The organism is Streptomyces sp. NBC_01474 (genome assembly GCF_035918215.1).
GTDB lineage: Bacteria > Actinomycetota > Actinomycetes > Streptomycetales > Streptomycetaceae > Streptomyces > Streptomyces aureus.
The window spans coordinates 3,134,179-3,155,199 of sequence record NZ_CP109449.1; the positions used below are offsets into that span (position 1 = coordinate 3,134,179).

Consider the following 21,021-nt stretch of genomic DNA (forward strand, 5'->3'; position numbering starts at 1 on the left):
GCACTCGGCCGCCGTCGGCGCGGCCCGTCACCGGCCGAGCAGTGCCGTGAGCGCGCCCACCGGGTCCGTGTCGGGGGTGCCTCTCGGCCACCAGTCCTCGCGGCCGGGGTCCGACTCGTAGCCGTACCAGAGGCCTTCGCGGCCGAGGCGGAGCTGGAGGTTGTCGGTCGAGAGCCTGTTGCGGTGCGGGCGGAAGTGGGGGAAGTCCGCGGCGATGAGGGCCGGGCGGGCGCGGTCGAAGGGGCCGGCCGGCGGGTCCCACTCCCCTTCGAGGACGTCCAGGCCGGCGAGCCCGCCCTGGCGCCAGGCGGCGACGGCGCGGGCCAGGTCGGTGGCCGTGCGTCCGGTGCCCTGGGCGAGGGACTTGTACAGCGCGCGCGTGGACGCCGCGAGGCCGGAGCCGGGGTGGGCGGCGGCGAGCCGGACCGCGTCCTGCCAGGGCGTGAGTCCGGCGATCGGGTCGATGCCCCGGGTGAGGAACGTGTGGGCGCGGGCCGCTGCCTCCGTGGCGAGGAGGTCGAGGGCGAGCGGGTCGGGGGCGCCGGACGCGTGCGGGTAGACGGGTGGGCGGCCGGGGTGCGCGGGGGCCGGGAACGGCGGGGGCAGGAGCGGCAGGGTGCGGGGGGCGAGGGCTTCGCGGGCGGCGACCGAGGGCAGTGCGGGGGCGGTGGCGGAGCGCTCGTCGGCGGCCCGCGCCGCGTTGCGCCGGGTGAGGTCGGCGAGGAGCTCCTGTTCGCCGCGGCCGCGCAGCAGGAAGAGGACGAACGGGTCCTCGTCGAGCAGTCGTGCCGTCTGGTAGCAGAGCGCGGCCGCGTGCTTGCAGGGGTGACCGTCGTCCGGGCAGGAGCAGTCGGGGATCAGGTCGCCGGCGGCGGGCAGGAGGTCGGCGACTGCGGCCAGAGCGTGCGGCACGTCCTTGTCGAGGAGCGCGGCCATGTGGTCGGGGCGGGCGGCCGCCGTGTCGAGGATGCGCTCCCAGTCGTCGTCGTGGAGGGTGCGCAGACGGATCTCCGTGCGGTACGGCCGGGGGCGTGAGCCGTGGACGTAGGCCATGACGCGGCCGGGGGTCGCGGTGATGGCGTCGACGTGTCCTCGGTCGGCGTAGGCGCGGCCGCGGGTGAGGCGGGCCGTGTCGAGCGCCGTGTCCACGAGGGCGTCCACCCACGCGTTCCCCCACCAGGTCAGCGCGAAGTCGTCGGCCGTGCGGGTGCGCGGCGGCAGGGGCGGGAAGGTGCGGCGGCGGTCGTCGACGCGGGCGCGGGCCTGGGCGTGCGCGCCGGCGCGGCCCGGTGTGTGGGGGGTCATGCCGTCCTCCTGAGGGAGACGAGGTCGGCGAGCTCCCGGTCGGTCAGCTCGGTCAGGGCGGCTTCGCCGGAGCCGAGCACGGCGTCCGCGAGGGCCTTCTTGGCGGCGAGCATCTCGGCGATGCGGTCCTCGACGGTGCCCTCGGTGATGAGGCGGTGGACCTGGACGGGCTGGGTCTGGCCGATGCGGTAGGCGCGGTCCGTGGCCTGCTCCTCGACGGCCGGGTTCCACCAGCGGTCGAAGTGGACGACGTGGCCCGCACGCGTGAGGTTGAGGCCGGTGCCGGCGGCCTTGAGGGAGAGAAGGAAGACGGGGACCTCGCCGGACTGGAAGCGGTCGACCATGCGCTCGCGTTCGGCCACGGGGGTTCCGCCGTGCAGGAGTTGGGAGGGGATCGCGCGGGCGGCCAGGTGGGCCGCGAGGAGTCGGGCCATGGACACGTACTGCGTGAAGACGAGGACGGAGCCGTCCTCCGCAAGGATCGTGTCGAGGAGTTCGTCGAGCAGGGCGAGCTTGCCGGAGCGGCCGGTGAGGCGGGCGCGCGGGGCGTCCGCCTCCTTGAGGAACTGCGCCGGGTGGTTGCAGATCTGCTTGAGCGACGTCAGGAGTTTCATGATCAGGCCGCGGCGTGCGATGCCTTCGGCGGCCTCGATCTCGGCCATCGCCTCGCGGACGACCGCCTCGTAGAGCGAGGCCTGTTCGCGGGTGAGGGGGGCGGGGTGGTCCGACTCGGTCTTGGGCGGCAGCTCGGGGACGATGCCGGGGTCGGACTTCTTGCGGCGGAGCAGGAACGGCCGCACGAGGCGGGCCAGGCGCTCGACGGCCTCGGCGTCCTCACCGGTCTCCACGGCGCGCGCGTGGCGGGCACGGAAGGACTTGAGCGGGCCGAGCAGCCCGGGGGTCGTCCAGTCGAGCAGGGCCCACAGCTCGGAGAGGTTGTTCTCCACGGGCGTGCCGGTGAGCGCGATGCGGGCGGGCGACGGGATCGTGCGCAGCGCCTTGGCGGTGGCGGAGAAGGGGTTCTTGATGTGCTGCGCCTCGTCGGCGACGACCATGCCCCAGGTGTGCCCGGCCAGTTCGGCGGCGCGGGTGCGCAGGGTGCCGTACGTGGTGAGGACGAAACCGCCGTCGAGGCCGTCGAGGGTGCGGTCGGTGCCGTGGAAGCGGCGGACGGGGACGCCGGGGGCGAAGCGGGTGATCTCCCGCTGCCAGTTCCCGAGGAGGGACGCCGGGCAGACGACGAGGGTGGGCGCCGCCCTGTTCCTGCGCAGGTGGAGCGCGATGAGGGTGATCGTCTTGCCGAGGCCCATGTCGTCGGCGAGGCAGCCGCCGAGGCCGAGCGAGGTCATGAGGTCGAGCCAGGCGAGGCCGCGCAGCTGGTAGTCGCGGAGCGTGGCGTGCAGGCCCGCGGGCTGTTCGGCCGCGGCCGGGCCTTCGACGAGGCGGTCGCGCAGGTGGGCGAGGACTCCGGTGGGCACGGCCTCGACGCGCTCGCCGTCGATGTCGGCCTCGCCGGTGAGGGCCACGGCGAGGGCGTCGACGGGCTGGAGCAGCCCCAGTTCGCGTTTGCGGGCCTTGCGTACGAGGTCGGGGTCGACGACGACCCACTGGTCGCGCAGCCGGACGACGGGCCGGTGGGACTCGGCGAGTTCGTCCATCTCACGCTCGGTGAGCGGGTCGCCGTCGAGCGCCAACTGCCAGTTGAACTTGAGGAGTTCCTCCCCGTCGAAGAACGGGGTGCCGTCGGTGGCGGAGCCGGGCGCGGCGGCGCGCACCACGGCGGTGGCGGTGAGGGCGCGGGCCAGGTCCCTGGGCCAGTGGACCTCGACGCCCGCGTCCGCGAGACGGGCCGCAGCCGGGCCGAGGAGGTCGAGGAGCTCGCCCTCGGAGAGCGCGAGGACGTCGGGCACGTCGCGCTCCAGGACGCGGCCGAGCGGGGGCCAGACGCGGGCGGCGCGGCGCAGGGCGAGCACGGCGTCGATCCTGGCGCGCGGCCCGAAGTGCGCCTCGCCGTCGCCGGCCCAGAGCCGCGCCGCGTCGACGACCTGGGTGGGGTCGGCGAGGCTGTGCACCTGGACGAGCGCGGCCCCGGCCCGCCGCCGCTCCTCGGTACCGGCGCGTCCGGGGCCGTCCTCACCGGCAGATGTGTCGGCGGGGTCGGGGGCGTCGTCCGTGTCGAAGAGCGTGAAGTTCGACAGGTCGAGGCGCAGGGAGACCCGCACGCCCGCGTCCATGCCGGCGGCCGCCTCGACCGCCCAGGCACGCGCGCGGGGCAGGTGCTGCGGCGCGAAGGAGGCGAAGGGCGCCCCGGCCGCGAAGGGGGCGGCGGGGCTGCGCGGCAGGGAGTCGGCGACCGCGTCGAGGAACGCGCGCACGAGAGCTTCGGGCTCGGGCAGCCGCAGCGGCTTGGATCCCTCCACGGGCGCGGCATGGGCCTCGTACGGCATGGCGGCGGCGATGGCGCGCAACTGTGCGATGTCGTCCGCGTCGAGCGGGCCCGCGCGCCACGCGTCGTGATCGGATGCGGTGAGGCCGGGCAGGAGGCGGCCGCGGCCCACGAGGTGCAGGGCGTGCAGGGCGGCGGCGCCCCAGCAGGCCGCGGCGGGGTGGGCGCCGGGGGTGTGCCGGGCCCGGACGAGCAGGGGAAGGGCGTCGGTGACGGGCAGCCGGACGGCGGGCACGGTCCGGGTGCGGGCGCTCGCGCCGTGCGGCCGGACGATGGTGAGCGGGGTGGCGCCGGGCAGGTCCGTGCCGTCGGGGTGCCAGAACGCGACCGTGCTCTCGCGCGGCAGGGGCGCGGGGAGGAACACGGCGGCCGCGGCGACGGTGATGCCCCTGTGGTCGGTCTGCTCCGTCATGGCCGGGCTCCTTTCCCTGATCGGCACGGCATGCGCCCTGGTGGGTGCGGCGCGCGTCGCCCTCGTCCGGCGGGACCGGCGACGTCTACGACCTTACGGGCGGGGTCTGACAATCAAGGCCGGGCGTCCCTCCCGCACCGCGTGTACGGTTCGAACGACGGCCCGTGCAAGATCGCCGGGCCCGACCGACGGCAGCCTCGGAGAGAACAGGACAGTCGCATGGGTGACCTGCTGCTGGTCCGGCACGGCGAGACCGAGTGGGCCCTGTCCGGGCGGCACACGAGCTGGACCGACGTCCCGCTGACGGAGAACGGCCGCGAACAGGCACGCAAGCTCGCCCCGCTCGTCCGCAGCTATCACATCGGAGCCGTCTTCTCGAGCCCGATGGTGCGGGCCCACGAGACCGCGAAGCTCACGGGTCTCGGGAACGTGCGGGTCGACGCCGACCTGTGCGAGTGGGACTACGGCGCCTACGAGGGCGTCACCACGCTCGAGATCCAGCGCACCCGGCCCGACTGGTTCCTCTTCACGGACGGGGTCGCGCCCGGCCCCCCGGAGCACCCCGGCGAGAGCCCGGAAGAGGTGGGGGCGCGGGCCGACCGCATGCTCGCGAAGGTGGACGCCGCGCTCGCGGAGAACGAGGGCAGCGTCGTCCTCTTCGGCCACGGCCACTTTTCGCGGGTCCTCACCGCGCGCAGGCTCGGCCTGTCCCCGGCGGACGGGGCGCACTTCCTGCTGGCGACGGGCACGGTCAGCAGGCTGAGCACGGAGCACGGCCGGCCGGTCATCGCAGGGTGGAACCTGCGACCCTGATACGCCATCGGACCCGGCCGTTGTCAGACCCCTGCTGCACCATCGGAACGTACGGAGCACATACCGGCCGAGGGACGGAATCAGGGGGCGCCATGACCAGGCCGCTGTCCGCCGCGCAGCGGCGCATCGTCGAGGAGGCCGACCCGGTCACCGGGCGGCTGAGGGGCGGCGACGCCCAGCTCGCGCGCCTCGTCCTGATGAAGCTCGCGTTCCGGCACCCGCGGCCGCCGCACGACCACTTCCTGACACCGGCCGGACACCGGATACGGGAGGCGGGGGACGAACCCGAGCGCGCCGAGCAGCCCCCGCCGCCGGAGGTTTCCGACGGCGGCCCGTTCGCGGCGCGGGTGGGCGGAGAGGCGCCGGGTCCTCGCGGTCCGGCGCGGGCGCGCGAGGTGCGCAGCGCCTGGCAGGGGCTCGTGGAGATGCGCCGCATGACCAATCCGGACGGCGCCACCGACCGCCCGTGCGCCTGGGAGCGCGCTCATCTGGTGCAGGCCGCCGCCCTCGCCCTGGAGGCGGCGGGCTGCCTACCGGCGGAGGGCAATGCCGGGGACGGCTATAGGGTCGGCGGCACACCACAGCCGGAGGCAGTGGCCGTACGGGGGTGTGGACCGGATGAAATCGCGGGCTGCGCCGCCGCGTTGGAGCGGGCGGGGTGGCAGGTGAGCGAGCACGCGGAACCCCGCAGCGGGGGCCGGTACTTGCTGGCGTCACCGAGAAGATCATGACGATCGAGCACCAGCCGTAGTGGCCGAAGCAGCAGCCCTGGTAGCCGTCGAAGGGGACATCATGACCGAGCCGTTCACCGTGCGCATTCAAGTGCGCGGGTACGAGACCGATTCGCAGGGGCACCTCAATCAGAGCGTGTATCTGCAGCACGCGGAGCACGCGCGATGGGCTCTGCTCCAGCACGGCGGGATCCGGCAGGCCGACCTGCTGGCCAAAGGGGTCGGCCCGGTCACTCTGGAGACGACCATCCGCTATCGCCGCGAGCTGCGCGCGGGCGACGAAGTGGACGTGAGCTGTGCGTTCGTGTGGACGGAGGGCAAGACGTTCCGGATCGAGCAGTCGGTGCGCAGGACCGACGGCACACTCGCGGCTGAAGTGACCGGGGTGGGAGGCCTGATGGACCTCAAGGAGCGCAGGCTCGTTGCGGATCCGCGCGAGTACTTCCGTGCACTCGCGTCGGATCCACACGCCTTCGGTCTCTGATTCCGGAAGAACCACGCACTTCCCGGCAGGCACCTCCCGCCCAACAGCCTTACGCGAACGCCTCCTTGTGCTCCTCGTCCCACGTGGCGAAGGTGGGGGCGGGCGTCCGAGGATGCGTTCGACGTCGTCCGCGACGATCGCGTCATGGCCGGCGCGGACGTAGGCGAACCCTTCGAGAACGCTGTCCACGGGACTCCTCGGCGATGCCTGCGGCGAGCACATACGCGCGGGTGGACTCCAGGGGCAGTTGGACTGCCTCGACGGACCGGCCGGCCACCGCGGCGACGGCGGCCGCCTGGTCGGGCACAGTGAGGAGTTCGGGCCCGGCGAGGGTGCAGACGCGGCCGTTGTGCCCGTCGGCGTCGCTCGGATCGACCGGGTGCGCCAGGTGCTCGCCGGGACGGGCACTCGGGGGGAACCCGCGGTGGGCGGGGCTCGCGCACGCCACCGGTCACTACGACCAGCCGCACATGACGGCGGAGTTCCACGCGCTGATCGGCGTACCGCCGACGGCGTTCGTCTCGGGACGCCTCCCGGCCACGCGCCCCTGCGGCCCGGGCCACTGACCCCACCCGGCACCTCCTCCCCCTGCCACACATAAGACCGCCGTTCACATGCCGGAACACCTGCACCAGCGCGGCGCCTCCCGCCCCGGGCCCCCAACTCCCTTTCGTTTGACGGGTATACGTCACCCGCAATCTCTGGTAGGAAACCTTCCTAACAGTTCGCGGAAGAACGAGCTCCCCCCATGGAGGTCCCGTGCACACCCCCCACATCCGTACGTCGCGTCGCACCCTGCTCGCCCTGATCGGCGCCACGGTCGTCGCGGCCCCGCTCCTCACGACCCAGCTCGCGACGGCCACACCCGTCTCCGCGGGCGGGCTCGACGACCCGGCGAAGAAGGAGATCGCCATGAAGCTGGTGTCGAGCGCGGAGAACTCCTCGCTCGACTGGAAGGCCCAGTACGGCTACATCGAGGACATCGGCGACGGCCGCGGCTACACCGCCGGGATCATCGGCTTCTGTTCCGGCACCGGCGACATGCTCGACCTCGCGGAGCTCTACACCCAGCGCAAGCCCGGCAACGTCCTGGCGAAGTATCTGCCCGCCCTGCGCGAGGTGGACGGCACCGACTCCCACGACGGCCTCGACCCCGACTACCCACGCGACTGGGAGCAGGCGGCCGAGGACTCCGCGTTCCAGCAGGCCCAGAACGACGAGCGCGACCGCGTGTACTTCAACCCGGCGGTCGCGCAGGGCAAGGCCGACGGTATCGGCACACTCGGGCAGTTCGCGTACTACGACGCCATCGTGATGCACGGTGACGGCGACGACGCGACCAGCTTCCGCAACATCCGCAAGCGCGCTCTCGTCCAGGCGAAGCCGCCGGCGCAGGGCGGCGACGAGGTCGCGTACCTGAACGCGTTCCTCGACGCGCGGGTGTGGGCCATGAAGCAGGAGGAGGCCCACAGCGACACGAGCCGCGTCGACACCGCGCAGCGCGTCTTCCTGAAGAACGGCAACCTGGACCTGGACCCGCCGCTGGACTGGAAGGTGTACGGGGACAGCTTCCACATCGGCTGACAACTCCCCTTGCAGAGCGGCGTGTTCGGCACCCGCCAGTGCCGTGCGCGCCGCTTTCGTGTACGCCGAGCAGCCACCCGCACGACGCGGTGCCCACCGCGGACAGCCCACGGACACGCGACGAGAGGCCCTAGCGCCGGCTGTGCTCCCCCGGTGTGCAGCCGAACGCGCGGCGGAACACGTCGATGAACGCGCTGGTGGAGGACCAGCCGCAGCGGTGCGCGACCGCGGTGACCGGATCGCCCTCCGCCAGCATCCGCAGCGCGTGATAGAGGCGGAGCTGCGTGCGCCACTGGGGGAAGGTCATCCCCAGTTCGCGGCGGAAGAGGCGGCTCAGCGTGCGTTCACCGGCTCCGGACGCCCTCCCCAGCGCGGCCAGGGGGCGGGCGTCGGCCGGGTCGTCGCGCAGGAGGTCGCAGACCGCGCTCAGGCGCGGGTCGGTGGGGGTGGGGAGTTGGAGGGGCTGCTGTGGGGACGCCCGCAGCTGGTCGAGGAGGACGGCGCGCAGGCGCCTGCTCTCGGGGCTGTCGTCGTAGGGGCCACGGGTGGCGGCGAGGAGCAGTTCGCGCAGGAGCGGGCGGACGGTCAGGACGGTCGGTGCTTCCAGGCCGAGCGGGTTGACCCGGGCGGGCAGGCCGAGCGTGTGGAGGTCCAGGTGGCCGTGGGCGCGGTGGGCGTGGACGCAGCCGGCCGGTACCCAGATGGCGCGGGTGCCGGGCGCGAACCAGGTGCCGGCGTCGGTGGTGACGGCAAGGACTCCTGAGCCCGCGTAGACGATCTGGTGCTCGTCGTGCCGGTGCGGGTCGATCCGCCCGCCCGCCGCCAGCGTCTGGGTGCGGGTGGGTGCCTGCGGGGTGTGGCGGATATTCGGCATACGTTGGCACTTTATCGGAAGCGCGCCACAGCGGCCCGTACGGACGATGGGCGGGTGTCAGACAACCGGACCTCCATTTCCCCCGCGCCCACGACCGGGCCCACGACTGCAACTACGCCGGCCCCCGGACCGTCGGCCTCCCGGCGCGGGCCCATCACCCTGCTCGCCCTGGGGCACGCGTGTGTGGACGTCTACCAGGGCGCGGTGGCCGCTCTGGTGCCGTTCTTCGTCTCCGAGCGGGCCTACACGTATGCCGCCGCCTCCGGGATCGTCCTGGCCGCGTCCCTGCTGTCGTCGGTGGTGCAGCCCCTGTTCGGCGCGCTCACGGACCGGTGGGCGATGCCGTGGCTGCTGCCGGTGAGCTGCGTGGTGGGCGGGGCCGGTGTGGCGCTGGCCGGCGTCGGGGACTCGTACGCCTTCACGCTGGTGGTGGTCGCGGTGTCCGGGGTCGGGGTCGCCGCCTACCATCCGGAGGCCGCGCGCGTGGCCCGTGCCGCGAGCCGTGGCAGCCATACGGCGATGGGCTGGTTCTCGCTGGGCGGCAATCTCGGATTCGCCACCGCGCCCCTGCTGGTCTCGGCCGTCGTCGCGACCGGCGGGCTGCACGCGTCGCCGATGCTCGTCGTCCCGGGCCTGGCCGGAGCGGCGCTGTGCGTGGCCGCCCTGCGCTCGGGCCGGAGAACCGCCCCGGCGACGGGCGGGACCGCGCTCGCGGCGGACGGCAGGGACGACTGGCCGTCGTTCCTCAAGCTGACGGGCGCGATCATGTGCCGCTCGGTCGTCTTCGTCGGCCTGAGCGCGTTCATCTCCCTGTACGCGCGCCAGCGGGCGGGCGGGGGCGAAGTGGCGGGGACGGCCGCGCTGTTCGTGCTCTACATCGGTGGCGCGGTGGGCACCGTGGCGGGCGGCAGGCTCGCGACCTGCTTCGGCCGCGTGCCGGTGCTCCGCTGGTCGTACGCCCTGACGGTCCTCGCCGTGGCCGGGGTCGTCTTCGTCCCCGGTCCCGCGCTCTACGGGTGCGTGGCGCTGACGTCGGCCGGTCTGTACGTGCCGTTCTCCCTGCACATCACGCTCGGCCAGGACTATCTGCCGAGGCGCGTGGGCACCGCGAGCGGCGTCACGCTGGGCCTCGCGGTCAGTGTCGGCGGCATCGCGAGCCCGGCGATCGGCGCCCTCGCGGACGCCACCTCCCTGCGGACCGCGCTCGCGCCGCTGACCGTTCTGCCGGCGCTCGGCTGGCTGCTCGTACGGACACTGCGCGAGCCCGGCGGAAAGGCCGCGAAGGAGGCGAAGGAGGCGAAGTAACGGTCAGTGCGGGAGGGCCGGTTCGGGCGCCGTGGCCGAACTCGCCTTCCTGCCCAGGTGGTTGAAGAGAAGATTGAGGCTGACCGCCAGGATGCAGCCCGTCGAGATGCCCGAGCCGAGGACGATCTGCGCCCAGTCGGGGAAGGACGCGTAGAAGGAGCCGTTCACCGCCGGGATGAGGCCGACGCCGATGGTGACGACGGCGATCAGGGTGTTGTCGCCGCGCTGCAGGTCGGCGCGGAGCAGCATCTGGATGCCCGAGAGGGCGATCGAGCCGAACAGGAAGAGGGAGACGGCGGCGAGGACCGGCATCGGGACCACCGCGATCAGCGCGCCCGCGGCGGGGCTCAGGCCGATGAGGACGAGGATCGCGCCGGACAGGGCGACGACGAAGCGGCTGCGGACGCCGGAGATCACGACCAGGCCGATGTTCTGCGCGAACGCCGAGTTGTGGAACCCGTTGAAGAAGGGGCTGACGGCCGAGCCGAGCGCGTCGGCGCGCAGGCCGCGGGCGATCGTCTTGTCGTCGACCGGCCGGTCCACGATCTTGCCGAGCGCGATCATGTCGGCGGTCGACTCGGTGAGGATCACCAGCATCACGACGCACATGGAGAGGATCGGCGCGAGGGAGAAGGACGGCGCGCCCCAGTGCAGCAGGCTCGGCAGGCCGAAGGCGTCCGCTTCCTTGAGGGCCGAGAAGTCGGCGAGGCCCATCGGGATCGCGAGGAGCGTGCCGAAGACCAGCGCGATGAGCATGGCGATCTGCTTGAGAAAGCCGGCCGTGAACTTCTGCAGGAGCAGCATGACCAGGACGGTCGCCGCCGTCAGGGCGATGTTCTTCGGGTCGTTGCGGTGGGAGTGGGCGGTCGGGTCGACGATCCAGCCGTAGGCGACGGGGAACAGCGAGACGCCGATGAGGGTGATCACCGAGCCGGTGACGACCGGCGGGAAGAACTTCACCAGGCGCGAGAAGTACGTGGAGACCAGGAAGCCGAAGAGGCTGGACACCAGGATCGCGCCGAAGACGACCGGCATGCCGGCCTGTACGCCGCCCTCGGTGGCGAGGATCGTCAGCATGACACCCACACCGGCGAACGAGACACCGTTGACGAACGGGAGGCGCGAGCCGATGAAGTTCCCGATGCCGAGCGTCTGGAGAAGCGTCGCGAGGCCCGCCATCAGGAGACTGCCGGCCATGAGCAAGGCGGTGTCCCCCGCCGACATCTTCGAGGCGACCGCGATGACGATCGGCACGGAGACCGCGCCCGCGTACATGGAGGCGACGTGCTGGAAGCTCGCGACCAGCATCCGGCCGGGCGGCAGGATCTCGTCCACCGGATGCACGTCGGACACGGCGACCGCGTCGGACACATCGGACTTGGCGTGCGCGTCGAAGACGCCGGAGTCGTGGCGCTCGCCGGGCACTTCGCGCCCGTCCCGCACGGCCTGCACGTCAGGGGTGTCATTCATGGGTGGCGCTTCTTCCGTGCTGTGACGCCGGGGCCGGTCCCGTCGCGCTGCGGCTCACGCGGGACCGGTAATCCGGGTTAACTGGAAAGTAACTTCCGCCATACGGTCGGCGGCGTCACGCACGTTACGTCAGTGCACCCCTGCCGCGGAAGACCCTGCCGAGGTGGAGGACCCGGCGACCGCGCGCGTCTGACGGATCTCACCGCCCGGTTCCATCGGGGCCGTCACGTCGTCCGCGTCCTCACTGCGGCCGATGTGGTTGAACAGCAGGTTGAGGATCACCGCGGCCACACAGCCCGTGGAGATACCCGAATCCAGGATGATCTTCGCGGTCTCCGGGAACGCGTGGTAGAACTCCGGCGCCGCGATCGGGATGAGCCCGACGGCCAGCGAAACGGCCACGATCAGAACGTTGTTGTCCCGCTCCAGGTTCGCCTTGACGAGGGTCTGGATGCCGCTCGCCGCGACCGAGCCGAAGAGCACGACACCCGCGCCGCCGAGGACGGGCCGGGGCACGACCGCGATCAGCGAGGCGGCCATCGGGCACAGGCCCATCAGGACCAGGAAGCCGCCGCCCGTGGCGACGACGTACCGGCTGCGGATCTTCGTCATCGCGACGAGGCCGATGTTCTGGGCGAACGCGCTGCACATGAAGCCGTTGAACAAGGGGCTGAGCGCCGAGCCGAGCGTGTCGGCCCGCAGACCGGCCGCGATGGTCTTCTCGTCGGCGGGACGCTCCACGATCTCGCCGAGCGCCAGCATGTCGGCCGTGGACTCGGTCATCGAGACGACCATCACGACGCACAGGGAGACGATCGCCGCGGCGGCGAACTGCGGGGCGCCGAAGTGGAACGGCGTCGGGAAGCCGATGACGTCCGCGTCGCCGATCGGGCTGAAGTCCGTGACGCCGAAGGGGATGGCGACGAGGGTGCCGATGACCATGCCGAGGAGTACGGCGATCTGCTTCACGAAGCCCGTGGTGAACCTGCGTAGCAGCAGGACGATGACCAGGGTGATGCCGGCCAGCGTGAGGTAGGTCGTCGAACCGTAGTCCTTCGCCCCGGGGTTGGGCCCCTGGGCCCAGCCGAACGCCACGGGCATCAGAGAGACGCCGATGAGGGTGATGACCGTGCCGGTCACGACCGGCGGGAAGAACCGCACCAGCTTGCTGAAGAAGGGGGCGGCGATGAAACCGAGGACGCCGGCGACGATCACCGCCCCGAAGATGATGGGCAGCGCGTCCTTCTTGTCGTCCGTCGAGTTGACGACCGCGATCATGGGCGCGACGCCGGCGAAGGTGACGCCGTTGACGAACGGCAGACGGGCGCCGATCTTCCAGAAGCCGAGGGTCTGGAGGAAGGTGGCGAGCCCCGCGGTGAAGAGGCAGGCGCCGGTCAGGAACGTGAGTTCCTTGGGCGACAGGCCCACGGCGGCGCCCACGATGAGGGGCGGCGCGACGACGCCCGCGTACATGGCGGCGACGTGCTGGAGGCCGGTCGTCGCCATCTTCAGCGGCGGCAGCTTCTCGTCCACCGGGTGCTTGCCCGCCGGATGTTCGGTATGCCCCTCGGATATCTCGTCGGGGGTGGTGCCTTGCTTGGTGAACCTGGGCTTGATGGCCACAGCGGCTCCTCCGGTTGTTTTCCAGTGCCTGGGCGGCACTCGCTTCTGGGAGGTGGTACGACGTGCAAGGACTTGCCGTTATTCGGTTGTGGGTACTGCGCCCAGGTAGTGCTGACCGCCCCGGGATCGTGAAGTGTCGGGCCACGATCCGGGGCGGCACTTGAGCAGCCCGCTCGGCAGCTCAAGTCCGGTCGGGGGCCGTCCCCCCCGACCGGAGTTCTAGGGTTGTCAGGCCTCGGCGGTGATCCGCGCGAGGCGCTGTGCCTCCTGACGCGCATCGCGGGCGATGGCGTCCTCGTCGGCGTGCAGCAGGCGTCCGTCTTCGACGACCGGCTTTCCGTTGACGAGGGAGAGGGTGACCGGGGCCGCCGCGCCGAAGACGATGGCGGTGACCGGATCGGCGATCGAGGAGTGCCCGATGCCGTCGATCTTCCACAGGACCAGGTCGGCCAGCTTGCCCGCCTCCAGGGAGCCGATCTCGGCGGCGCGGCCCAGGACCCGGGCGCCTCCGGCGGTGCCGAGCCGGAGCGCCTGACGGGCGTTCAGGGCGGCCTCGCGGTGGGCACCGAGCCGGTTGATGAGGAGCGCGTTGCGCAGCTCGGTGTGCAGCTCGCCCGACTCGTTGGACGCGGTGCCGTCGACGCCGAGACCGACGGGGACGCCGGCCTTGAGCATGTCCGGGACGCGGGCGATGCCGGCCGCCAGACGGGCGTTGGACGACGGGCAGTGCGCGACACCCGTGCCCGTACGGGCGAAGGCGGCGATGTCCGAGTCGTTCATGTGGACGCAGTGCGCCATCCACACGTCCTCACCGAGCCATCCCGTCGACTCGAAGTAGTCGGTCGGGCCCAGGCCGAAGAGCTCGTGGCAGAACTTCTCCTCCTCGACCGTCTCGCTGCCGTGGGTGTGCAGCCGTACCCCGAGGCGGCGCGCCAGCTCGGCGCCCTGCTTCATGAGTTCGGTGGACACGGAGAACGGCGAACAGGGGGCGACGGCCACCTGGGTCATCGCGCCGAAGGAGGCGTCGTGGTGCTTGTCGACGGTCTCCTCGGTGGCCGCGAGCGCGCCCTCGAGAGTCTCGACCGCGAAGTCCGGCGGCAGGCCGCCGTCCTTCTCGGAGCGGTCCATGGAGCCGCGGGCGAGCGTGAAGCGGACCCCCATGTCGGAGGCGGCGCCGATGATGGCGCCGGACAGGTCGCCGGAGCCCTTCGGGTACACGTAGTGGTGGTCCATCGCGGTGGTCACACCGCCGCGGGCCATCATCGCGAGGGAACCCTGCGCGGCGACGCGGGCCATCTGCTCGTCGATGCGCGCCCACGTCGGGTACAGCGCGACCAGCCAGTTGAACAGATTGTGGTCCGTGGCCAGGCCCCGGGTGATCCACTGGTAGAAGTGGTGGTGCGTGTTGATCAGACCGGGCGTGACGAGGTGGCCGGTGCCGTCGACGCGGCGCACGACGTTCTCCAGGCCCGCCGGGGCCTGACCGGCGCCGATGGATTCGATCTTGTTGTCGGCGACGACCACGTACCCCGAGGCGTACTCGGTGTCGTTGGCGTCGACCGTCGCGATGGCCGCGTTCTCGATGACGATGCGGGAAAGGGCTGCCGAAGGTGCCATGGTGCTTCCTTCATGGATGAGTGGCGATTGGGCACGGCAGGACCCTAGGAGGATTTGAGTGCCGCGGCGGCGGTGGCGCGGCCGCGGGTGCCGAGATGGTGAAAGAACAGGTTCAGCGATACGGCCACCAGGGCGCCCGCGCTGATGCCGGAGCCGAGCACGGTCTGCGCCCAGGCCGGGAATTCGGCGTAGAAGGTGGGCGCGGCGAGCGGGATGATGCCCGCGCCGAGCGAGACGGCGACCAGGATGATGTTCGAGCTGTCGTCGAGGCCGGCCTCCGACAGCGTGCGGATGCCGCTGACGGCGATGGAGCCGAAGAGGACGATGCCCGCGCCGCCGAGGACCGGCATCGGCACCGTGGAGACCACCGCGCCGAGTACAGGGAAGACACCGAGGACCAGGAGCGCGCCTCCCGCGGCGGCGACCACGTAGCGGCTGCGCACCTTCGTCAGCGAGACGACACCGACGTTCTGGGCGAAGGCCGAGGTGGGAAAGCCGCCGAAGACGGGGCCGAGGAGCGTGGCGAGGCCGTCGGTGCGCAGACCGCGGGTGATGGTCCTGCCGCTGGTCTCGCGGTCGCAGATCTCGCCGATGGCGAGCATCCCGGCGCTGGACTCCGTCATCAGGACGAGCATCACCAGGCAGAGCGAGATGATCGCGGCGGGCTGGAACTCGGGCGTGCCGAACGCGAACGGCGTGGGCAGCGCGGCGACCGGGGCCGATCTGAGGGCGCCGAAGTCAGCCATGCCGAACGGGATCGCGGCCAGCGTGCCGATCAACAGGCCCAGAAGCAGGGCGACTTGCTTGACGAAGCCGCGTCCGAAGCGCTGGATCATCAGGATGACGACGAGTGTGAAGGCGGCGAGTCCCAGGTACTTCATGTCGCCGAAGTCGGCGGCGGTCCTGTCGCCGCCCTGCGCCCAGGCGACCGGGACCGGCATCAGGGTCACCCCTATGAGGGTGATGACGACGCCTGTGACGAGTGGCGGGAAGAAGCGCAGGAGCCTGCCGAAGAACGGGCCGATCGCGAGACAGAAGACGCCGGCGACCATCACCGCACCGTAGATGGCGGGGAGTTGGTCACCCCGGGCGTTCGTCTCGGCGATGGCGAGCATCGGCGCGATGCCGGCCGAGGAGGCGGCGTTGACGAAGGGCAGCCGGTTGCCGACGAGTCCCTTGACTCCGAGGGTCTGCAGGAGGGTGGCCACGCCCGCGATGAGCAGGCTGGCGGCGATGAGCCGGGTCTGGCCCGCCGTGTCGAGGCGGACGGCCTGACCGATGATGAGCGGGGGCGTGACCACGCCCGCGTACATCGCGGCGATGTGCTGGAGTGCCGCGGGGACGAGCCGCGAGGGGTGGAGCTTTTCGTCCACCGGGTGGACCTCTGGTCCGGCCGGTGGGGTGGAACAAGGGCCTTCTGCCGGCCCCTTTGCAGGCGTTGCCATAGCTAGCTGTTCCCTCCGGTGTGGCGCACCCCCTGCCCGACTGCGGGCGGGCGGGGGGTGCGCGCCCCGCGTCAGAGGTTGGTCATGTCGACCGGGATGTGCGGCTCGCAGCCGTCGCGCAGGATGGTGGCCTCGATCAGGCCGTAGGGACGGTCGGCCGCGTAGTACACGGCTCCGTCCTTGGCGTCGTTCTCCAGACCGAAGGCGGAGAGGTCCTGCCGGAAGTGGTGCTTGTTGGGCGCGGAGAAGCGGATCTCGTCGATCTCGCTGCGGTTGTTGATGACCCGCGAACCCATTTGGTACAGCGTCTGCTGGAGCGAGAGCGAGTACGTCTCCACGAACGCCTGGAGGATGTGCTTCTTGGACTGCTCGTAGGACTTCTCCCACTGCGGCATGCGCTGCTCGTCGGAGGTCCAGTTGTGCCGCCACCACGTCGACAGGGACGTGGCGAGGATGCGGTCGTAGTCCTCCTGGAGCGTCGTGTACTTGTCCTTGATGTAGCCCCAGAACTCGGAGTTCGTGGAGTTCATCACGGTCAGGTCCTTGAGCCCGGACAGGACTTCGAACTTCGCCCCCCCGTCACCTTCGGCGGAGTACGTGATCTGCGCGAGGCGGGTCTCCTGGCCCTTACGGACGAAGGAGTGCTTGACCTCGTCGGCGCCGATGAACTTGGAGTTGCCGTCGGAGCCGGCGATGCGCTCCCAGGAGTACTCCTCGATGCGGATGCGCGCACGGTGGATGGACGGCTGGCTGTCCACGAAGTGCCGGGCGAGGTGGATGCCGTACTGCTCGGCCGACTCGATGCCGTATTCCTTGGCGAACGCGAAGCAGGTGTTCTTCGTCGTGTCCGTCGGAAGGCAGTTGGCGTTCGAGCCGTTGTAGTGGACGTCGTCGAGGTCGCCGGAGAGGGCGACGGAGACGTTCAGGTCCTTGATGTGGTGGGTGTCGCCGTCCCGCGTGATCTTGACGACGCGGTTCTCTGCTTTGCCGTACTGGTTCTGGCCGAGAATCGTGGGCATGTCTGCTAGCTCCCTCGGTAAACGGAGTAGCCGAACGGGTTGAGCAGCAGCGGTACGTGATAGTGCTCGCCCGGCTTGACGGCGAACGTGATCGCCACCTCCGGGAAGAACGCACCGCTGTCCCTTACGCGGGGGGCGTCCTGCTGCGCCTCGGCTTGCTTCACTGTGCTGATCTGATGCGTGAAGTACGTCTCGACGGCGAAGTCGAGGCGTACGTGGGTGGTGCCCTCCGGCAGCGCCGGCAGGTCCTTGCAGCGCCCGTCCGCGTCGGTCGCGGAGCCGCCGAGCGCCACCCACTCGGCGTCGCTGCCCGAGCGGGCGGCGAGCGAGATGGCGACGCCCTCGGCGGGGCGTCCGATGCTGGTGTCGAGAATGTGCGTCGACACCGACGCGGTGGTCGCGGTGCTCATCAGTCCTTGTCCTCTTCCACTTCTACGTCTTCTTCGGCGAGTCGGGTCAGGCGGATACGGTTGATCTTCCCCAGTTCGGTGCGCACGATCTCGCGCTCCGTCCGGGTGTCGTTCCCGATCCTGGCCTTCATCGCGTCGCGCATCTGCTCGCCGGTCGCCCCGGTGGCGCAGATCAGGAAGACATGACCGAACCGTTCCTGGTACGCCAGGTTCAGTTCGAGCATCTCGGCCTTGAGCTCCTCGGAGGCGCCGGCCATGCCCCGCTGCTCGCGGGACGAGGTCGGATCGCCCGGCTTCGGGCGGCCGATCGGGGGGTGCCCCGCCATCGCCTCGGCGAGATCCTCCGCGCCGAGCTCGGCCATGGCGGCGTCGCTCGCGGCGAAGAGTTCCTCCGCGGTTTTGAAGGGGCGCTGGGCGAGGAGCTTGCTCCCCCACGCCGAGCTGGCACACACCTCGTGGAGCGCGGCGGAGGCCGCGTTCTCCTGAAGCGTGTTGAACCGGGAAAGCCCCGGCATCGGACGTGAAGTCACGGGAAGCCTCCGTGGCCTTGTGCTGGACGGGCTGCGGATAGCTAACGCCCTCCGAAACACCACGTCAACACTTTGTTGAAAACTCGGAGTGACAAAAGCCGCCGCCCGGTATCCGGACGGCGGCTGGTTCGACACCTTGGCATGCTAGAGGGCGACCTACTCCCCCTTGGCCGCGTTTTCCCTGTTCAGGTAGTTGTAGACGGTGAACCTGGACACCCCGAGCGCCCCGGCCACGGTCTCCACTCCATGCCGCACGGAGAAGGCACCTCGTGCCTCCAGGACCCGTACGACCTCCTGCTTGGCCTTGCGGTCGAGGGCCGACAGGGGCATGCCCTGTCCGCGCTCCATGGCCACCAGGATGTGATCCAGGGAGTCGGCCAGCTGGGGAAGCCGTACGGCGATGACCTCGCGGCCCTCCCAGTGCAGGACGACATCGTCCTTGCCCGCCTCCTGCGGCGGCAGCATCTCGCCCCCCATGGCGTCCACCAGCGGCTTCACCGCGCTGACGAAGGGGACGTCTCCTGTAGCGGTCACTTATCGCCCTCCCCCATCACATTGACCTGGAGCGAGACGCGGGTGGCGCCGGCCGCCAGGGCCTGGCGCAGCAGCGCGTCCACCGCGCCGAGCACGGCGCCCGCCTCCCCTTCGGCGGTGTTGCCGAAGGGTCCGACATCCACCGCGTCCAGTTCGGCCTTCTGGATGACGTCACGGGCGACGACCGCGTGGGGCGGCGCCTCGTCGAGGTCGAAGGGCTCGGTCGTGAACTCCACTCTCAATCGCACGGGGTCAACCTACTGCCGCGAGCTGTTTTTCCGGCAGCCCCTCTTGACAAGAGCGAAGCATCCCCGGCAGTCTTCCATCAAGCAGAAACGAACTTCCGCTATACGGAACTCGACATCGAGTGCCGTACGGATCTCGATACGGAAGGGAGCGCCGACCCCCATGGGATTCGCAGACCAGCGCTTCAACGTCAACCTGTCGATCCTCTTCACGGAACTCCCGCTCCTGGAGCGCCCCGCGGCCGCCGCCGCGGCGGGCTTCACCGCGGTCGAGCTGTGGTGGCCCTGGGTCGACGCCCCCACCCCCGAGCAGTCCGAGCTCGACGCCCTCAAGAAGGCGATCGAGGACGCGGGCGTACAGCTCACCGGGCTCAACTTCTACGCCGGACAGCTGCCGGGCCCCGACCGCGGCGCCCTGTCGGTCCCCGGCGCGGAGAGCGACAAGTTCCGCGCGAACATCGACATCGCGGCGGACTTCGCACAGTCCCTCGGCTGCAAGGCCCTCAACGCGCTGTACGGCAACCGCGTCGACGGCGTGGACCCGGCCGTGCAGGACGAGCTCGCCCTGGAGAACCTGGCGCTCGCGGCCCGCGCCGCCGACCGCGTCGGCGCGATCCTCCTGATCGAGGCGCTCAACAAGCCCGAATCGCCGCTGTGCCCGATCGTGAGCGCCCCCAAGGCGATCGAGATCGTGGACAAGGTGAACGCGGCCACGGGCCTCGGCAACGCCAAGTTCCTCATGGACCTGTACCACCTGTCCATGAACGGCGAGGACCTGCCCGCGGTGATCGAGCAGTACACCGCGAAGACCGGCCACGTGCAGATCGCCGACAACCCGGGCCGCGGCGCCCCCGGCACTGGTTCGCTGCCGCTCGAGGAACTGCTCGACCAGCTGGCGAAGACAGGCTACGAGGGCTACGTCGGCCTGGAGTACAAGCCCGGCGACAAGCCGAGCGCCGAGGCCTTCGACTGGCTGCCCGCCGCGGCCCGCGCCGCGCGCTGAGCGCCTTGACGCGCGCCAACTCACTTACGTACGACCGCAGTTAGAGAGGCACCCTCATGAGCAACCTCGCCGCTTCTTCCCAGCCGGCCCGCCCGGCGATCGCGTGGATCGGACTCGGCATCATGGGCTCCCCCATGTCCGAGAACCTGATCAAGGCTGGTTACTCGGTGACCGGCTTCACGCTCGAGAAGGACAAGCTGGAGCGGCTCGCGGCCGCCGGCGGCACCGCGGCCGGCTCGATCGCCGAGGCCGTCAAGGACGCCGACGTGATCGTCACGATGGTGCCCGCCTCTCCGCAGGTCGAGGCCATCGCGTACGGCGAGAACGGCATCCTCGAGAACGCGAAGGCCGGCGCGCTGATCATCGACATGTCGTCGATCACGCCGCAGACCTCGGTGGACCTCGCGAAGGCCGCCAAGGACAAGGGCATCCGCGTCATCGACGCCCCGGTCTCCGGTGGCGAGGCCGGCGCGATCGAGGCCGTTCTGTCGATCATGGTCGGCGGTGAGCAGGCCGACTTCGACGAGGCCAAGCCGCTCCTCGACGCTCTCGGCAAGACCATCGTGCTGTGCGGTCCGCACGGCTCGGGCCAGACCGTGAAGGCCGCCAACCAGCTGATCGTCGCCGTGAACATCCAGGCGTGCGCCGAGGCCGTGGTCTTCCTGGAGAAGTCCGGCGTGGACCTGACGGCCGCGCTCGACGTTCTCAACGGCGGCCTGGCCGGCTCGACCGTCCTGACCCGCAAGAAGGACAACTTCCTGAACCGGGACTTCAAGCCCGGCTTCCGGATCGACCTGCACCACAAGGACATGGGCATCGTCACCGACGCCGCCCGCAACGTGGGCGCCGCCCTGCCCGTCGGCGGTGTGGTCGCCCAGCTCGTCGCCTCCCTGCGCGCCCAGGGCGACGGCGGCCTCGACCACTCCGCGCTGCTGCGCGGCGTCGAGCGCCTCTCCGGTCAGCAGGTCTGACCCCCCGGACTTCCGGGCCGTGGCGGCGCTGACACCTGTCCTGTCGCGCCCAGGCGTCGCCACGGCCCGGAACCATGCCTTTCACTTCAACAAACTGTTGACCATGACTTCAACAAACTGTTGACGTAGCTGTTCAGAGCCTCTTACGCTCCGGTTCACCGTCAGCAGTCCCAGCAGTTCCGTACGGAAGGTCACCCTCG

General features: G+C 71.0%; 20 protein-coding genes. 7 read left to right on the top strand and 13 right to left on the bottom strand.

The annotated features are described in order from the left end of the window. Positions 1-27: 27 nt before the first annotated feature. Both OG758_RS14670 and OG758_RS14675 read right to left on the bottom strand, forming a co-directional pair. Positions 28-1,305, bottom strand: coding sequence for an SWIM zinc finger family protein (locus OG758_RS14670; protein WP_326710411.1), 1,278 nt, complete (start codon positions 1,303-1,305; stop codon positions 28-30). Further along, the gene (locus OG758_RS14675) at positions 1,302-4,163 is read right to left on the bottom strand and encodes a DEAD/DEAH box helicase (protein ID WP_326710412.1); all 2,862 of its coding nucleotides are present in this window, start codon (positions 4,161-4,163) and stop codon (positions 1,302-1,304) included. The genes OG758_RS14670 and OG758_RS14675 overlap by 4 nt, the downstream gene beginning before the upstream one ends. Before the next feature lie 219 nt (positions 4,164-4,382). Between OG758_RS14675 and OG758_RS14680 the strand changes: the two genes are divergently transcribed. The 3 genes from OG758_RS14680 to OG758_RS14690 all read left to right on the top strand — a co-directional run bounded on the left by OG758_RS14680 (position 4,383) and on the right by OG758_RS14690 (position 6,191). After that, a complete protein-coding gene (locus OG758_RS14680; RefSeq protein ID WP_326710413.1) occupies positions 4,383-4,976 on the top strand; it encodes a histidine phosphatase family protein in 594 nt (197 codons plus the stop codon). A gap of 92 nt (positions 4,977-5,068) precedes the next feature. Beyond that, positions 5,069-5,707 (top strand): hypothetical protein, encoded by a 639-nt coding sequence (locus OG758_RS14685; RefSeq protein WP_326710414.1) that lies wholly within the window; start codon positions 5,069-5,071, stop codon positions 5,705-5,707. A gap of 61 nt (positions 5,708-5,768) precedes the next feature. Continuing rightward, entirely contained in the window at positions 5,769-6,191 is a 423-nt protein-coding gene (locus OG758_RS14690) for an acyl-CoA thioesterase (protein ID WP_326710415.1), read from the top strand. Positions 6,192-6,333: 142 nt separating this feature from the next. Here OG758_RS14690 and OG758_RS14695 read toward each other — a convergent pair whose 3' ends face one another. After that, entirely contained in the window at positions 6,334-6,639 is a 306-nt protein-coding gene (locus OG758_RS14695; RefSeq protein WP_326710416.1) for a hypothetical protein, read from the bottom strand. A 311-nt stretch (positions 6,640-6,950) separates the two neighbouring features. Here OG758_RS14695 and OG758_RS14700 point away from each other — a divergent pair, with 311 nt between their 5' ends. Next, on the top strand, positions 6,951-7,775 hold the full coding sequence (locus OG758_RS14700; protein ID WP_326710417.1) for a chitosanase: 825 nt from the start codon (positions 6,951-6,953) through the stop codon (positions 7,773-7,775). A 130-nt stretch (positions 7,776-7,905) separates the two neighbouring features. Here OG758_RS14700 and OG758_RS14705 read toward each other — a convergent pair whose 3' ends face one another. After that, a complete protein-coding gene (locus tag OG758_RS14705; protein ID WP_326710418.1) occupies positions 7,906-8,649 on the bottom strand; it encodes an AraC family transcriptional regulator in 744 nt (247 codons plus the stop codon). Positions 8,650-8,802: 153 nt separating this feature from the next. Between OG758_RS14705 and OG758_RS14710 the strand changes: the two genes are divergently transcribed. Then, the gene (locus OG758_RS14710; RefSeq protein ID WP_326715917.1) at positions 8,803-9,954 is read left to right on the top strand and encodes an MFS transporter; all 1,152 of its coding nucleotides are present in this window, start codon (positions 8,803-8,805) and stop codon (positions 9,952-9,954) included. 3 nt (positions 9,955-9,957) lie between these two features. On the opposite strand, the gene OG758_RS14715 is transcribed toward OG758_RS14710, so the two are convergent. The 9 genes from OG758_RS14715 to OG758_RS14755 all read right to left on the bottom strand — a co-directional run bounded on the left by OG758_RS14715 (position 9,958) and on the right by OG758_RS14755 (position 18,850). After that, complete coding sequence (locus OG758_RS14715; RefSeq protein ID WP_326710419.1) at positions 9,958-11,424, bottom strand: nucleobase:cation symporter-2 family protein; 1,467 nt, start codon at positions 11,422-11,424, stop codon at positions 9,958-9,960. A gap of 129 nt (positions 11,425-11,553) precedes the next feature. Then, on the bottom strand, positions 11,554-12,930 hold the full coding sequence (locus tag OG758_RS14720; RefSeq protein ID WP_326715918.1) for a nucleobase:cation symporter-2 family protein: 1,377 nt from the start codon (positions 12,928-12,930) through the stop codon (positions 11,554-11,556). Between the two features lie 345 nt (positions 12,931-13,275). Then, positions 13,276-14,664 carry an 8-oxoguanine deaminase gene (locus OG758_RS14725; protein ID WP_326710420.1) on the bottom strand — a complete coding sequence of 463 codons (1,389 nt, stop codon included), beginning with the start codon at positions 14,662-14,664 and terminating at the stop codon, positions 13,276-13,278. 44 nt (positions 14,665-14,708) lie between these two features. After that, a complete protein-coding gene (locus tag OG758_RS14730) occupies positions 14,709-16,109 on the bottom strand; it encodes a nucleobase:cation symporter-2 family protein (RefSeq protein WP_326710421.1) in 1,401 nt (466 codons plus the stop codon). 71 nt (positions 16,110-16,180) lie between these two features. After that, positions 16,181-17,128: a factor-independent urate hydroxylase gene (gene pucL, locus OG758_RS14735; protein WP_326710422.1), complete on the bottom strand. Its 948-nt coding sequence runs from the start codon at positions 17,126-17,128 to the stop codon at positions 16,181-16,183. Positions 17,129-17,133: 5 nt separating this feature from the next. After that, positions 17,134-17,538 carry a hydroxyisourate hydrolase gene (uraH, locus tag OG758_RS14740; RefSeq protein WP_326710423.1) on the bottom strand — a complete coding sequence of 135 codons (405 nt, stop codon included), beginning with the start codon at positions 17,536-17,538 and terminating at the stop codon, positions 17,134-17,136. Then, on the bottom strand, positions 17,538-18,068 hold the full coding sequence (gene uraD / locus OG758_RS14745) for a 2-oxo-4-hydroxy-4-carboxy-5-ureidoimidazoline decarboxylase (RefSeq protein WP_326710424.1): 531 nt from the start codon (positions 18,066-18,068) through the stop codon (positions 17,538-17,540). Before uraD ends, uraH begins: the two co-directional genes overlap by 1 nt. Before the next feature lie 156 nt (positions 18,069-18,224). Then, positions 18,225-18,602 (bottom strand): helix-turn-helix domain-containing protein, encoded by a 378-nt coding sequence (locus OG758_RS14750; protein ID WP_326710425.1) that lies wholly within the window; start codon positions 18,600-18,602, stop codon positions 18,225-18,227. Beyond that, positions 18,599-18,850 carry a hypothetical protein gene (locus tag OG758_RS14755; RefSeq protein WP_326710426.1) on the bottom strand — a complete coding sequence of 84 codons (252 nt, stop codon included), beginning with the start codon at positions 18,848-18,850 and terminating at the stop codon, positions 18,599-18,601. Before OG758_RS14755 ends, OG758_RS14750 begins: the two co-directional genes overlap by 4 nt. 160 nt (positions 18,851-19,010) lie before the next feature. Here OG758_RS14755 and OG758_RS14760 point away from each other — a divergent pair, with 160 nt between their 5' ends. Continuing rightward, complete coding sequence (locus OG758_RS14760; protein ID WP_326710427.1) at positions 19,011-19,850, top strand: TIM barrel protein; 840 nt, start codon at positions 19,011-19,013, stop codon at positions 19,848-19,850. A 56-nt stretch (positions 19,851-19,906) separates the two neighbouring features. Next, a complete protein-coding gene (locus OG758_RS14765; RefSeq protein WP_326710428.1) occupies positions 19,907-20,821 on the top strand; it encodes a 2-hydroxy-3-oxopropionate reductase in 915 nt (304 codons plus the stop codon). The last annotated feature ends 200 nt before the right edge of the window (positions 20,822-21,021 follow it).

Bases quoted from the DNA above. Each gene is read 5' to 3' on its own strand.
- uraH (WP_326710423.1), bottom strand. From the start codon at position 17,538: ATGAGCACCGCGACCACCGCGTCGGTGTCGACGCACATTCTCGACACC.
- OG758_RS14730 (WP_326710421.1), bottom strand. From the start codon at position 16,109: ATGGCAACGCCTGCAAAGGGGCCGGCAGAAGGCCCTTGTTCCACCCCA.
- OG758_RS14705 (WP_326710418.1), bottom strand. From the start codon at position 8,649: ATGCCGAATATCCGCCACACCCCGCAGGCACCCACCCGCACCCAGACG.
- OG758_RS14720 (WP_326715918.1), bottom strand. From the start codon at position 12,930: ATGGCGACGACCGGCCTCCAGCACGTCGCCGCCATGTACGCGGGCGTC.
- OG758_RS14760 (WP_326710427.1), top strand. From the start codon at position 19,011: ATGGGATTCGCAGACCAGCGCTTCAACGTCAACCTGTCGATCCTCTTC.
- OG758_RS14680 (WP_326710413.1), top strand. From the start codon at position 4,383: ATGGGTGACCTGCTGCTGGTCCGGCACGGCGAGACCGAGTGGGCCCTG.
- OG758_RS14675 (WP_326710412.1), bottom strand. From the start codon at position 4,163: ATGACGGAGCAGACCGACCACAGGGGCATCACCGTCGCCGCGGCCGCC.
- OG758_RS14670 (WP_326710411.1), bottom strand. From the start codon at position 1,305: ATGACCCCCCACACACCGGGCCGCGCCGGCGCGCACGCCCAGGCCCGC.
- OG758_RS14765 (WP_326710428.1), top strand. From the start codon at position 19,907: ATGAGCAACCTCGCCGCTTCTTCCCAGCCGGCCCGCCCGGCGATCGCG.
- OG758_RS14715 (WP_326710419.1), bottom strand. From the start codon at position 11,424: ATGAATGACACCCCTGACGTGCAGGCCGTGCGGGACGGGCGCGAAGTG.
- pucL (WP_326710422.1), bottom strand. From the start codon at position 17,128: ATGCCCACGATTCTCGGCCAGAACCAGTACGGCAAAGCAGAGAACCGC.
- OG758_RS14725 (WP_326710420.1), bottom strand. From the start codon at position 14,664: ATGGCACCTTCGGCAGCCCTTTCCCGCATCGTCATCGAGAACGCGGCC.
- OG758_RS14685 (WP_326710414.1), top strand. From the start codon at position 5,069: ATGACCAGGCCGCTGTCCGCCGCGCAGCGGCGCATCGTCGAGGAGGCC.
- OG758_RS14690 (WP_326710415.1), top strand. From the start codon at position 5,769: ATGACCGAGCCGTTCACCGTGCGCATTCAAGTGCGCGGGTACGAGACC.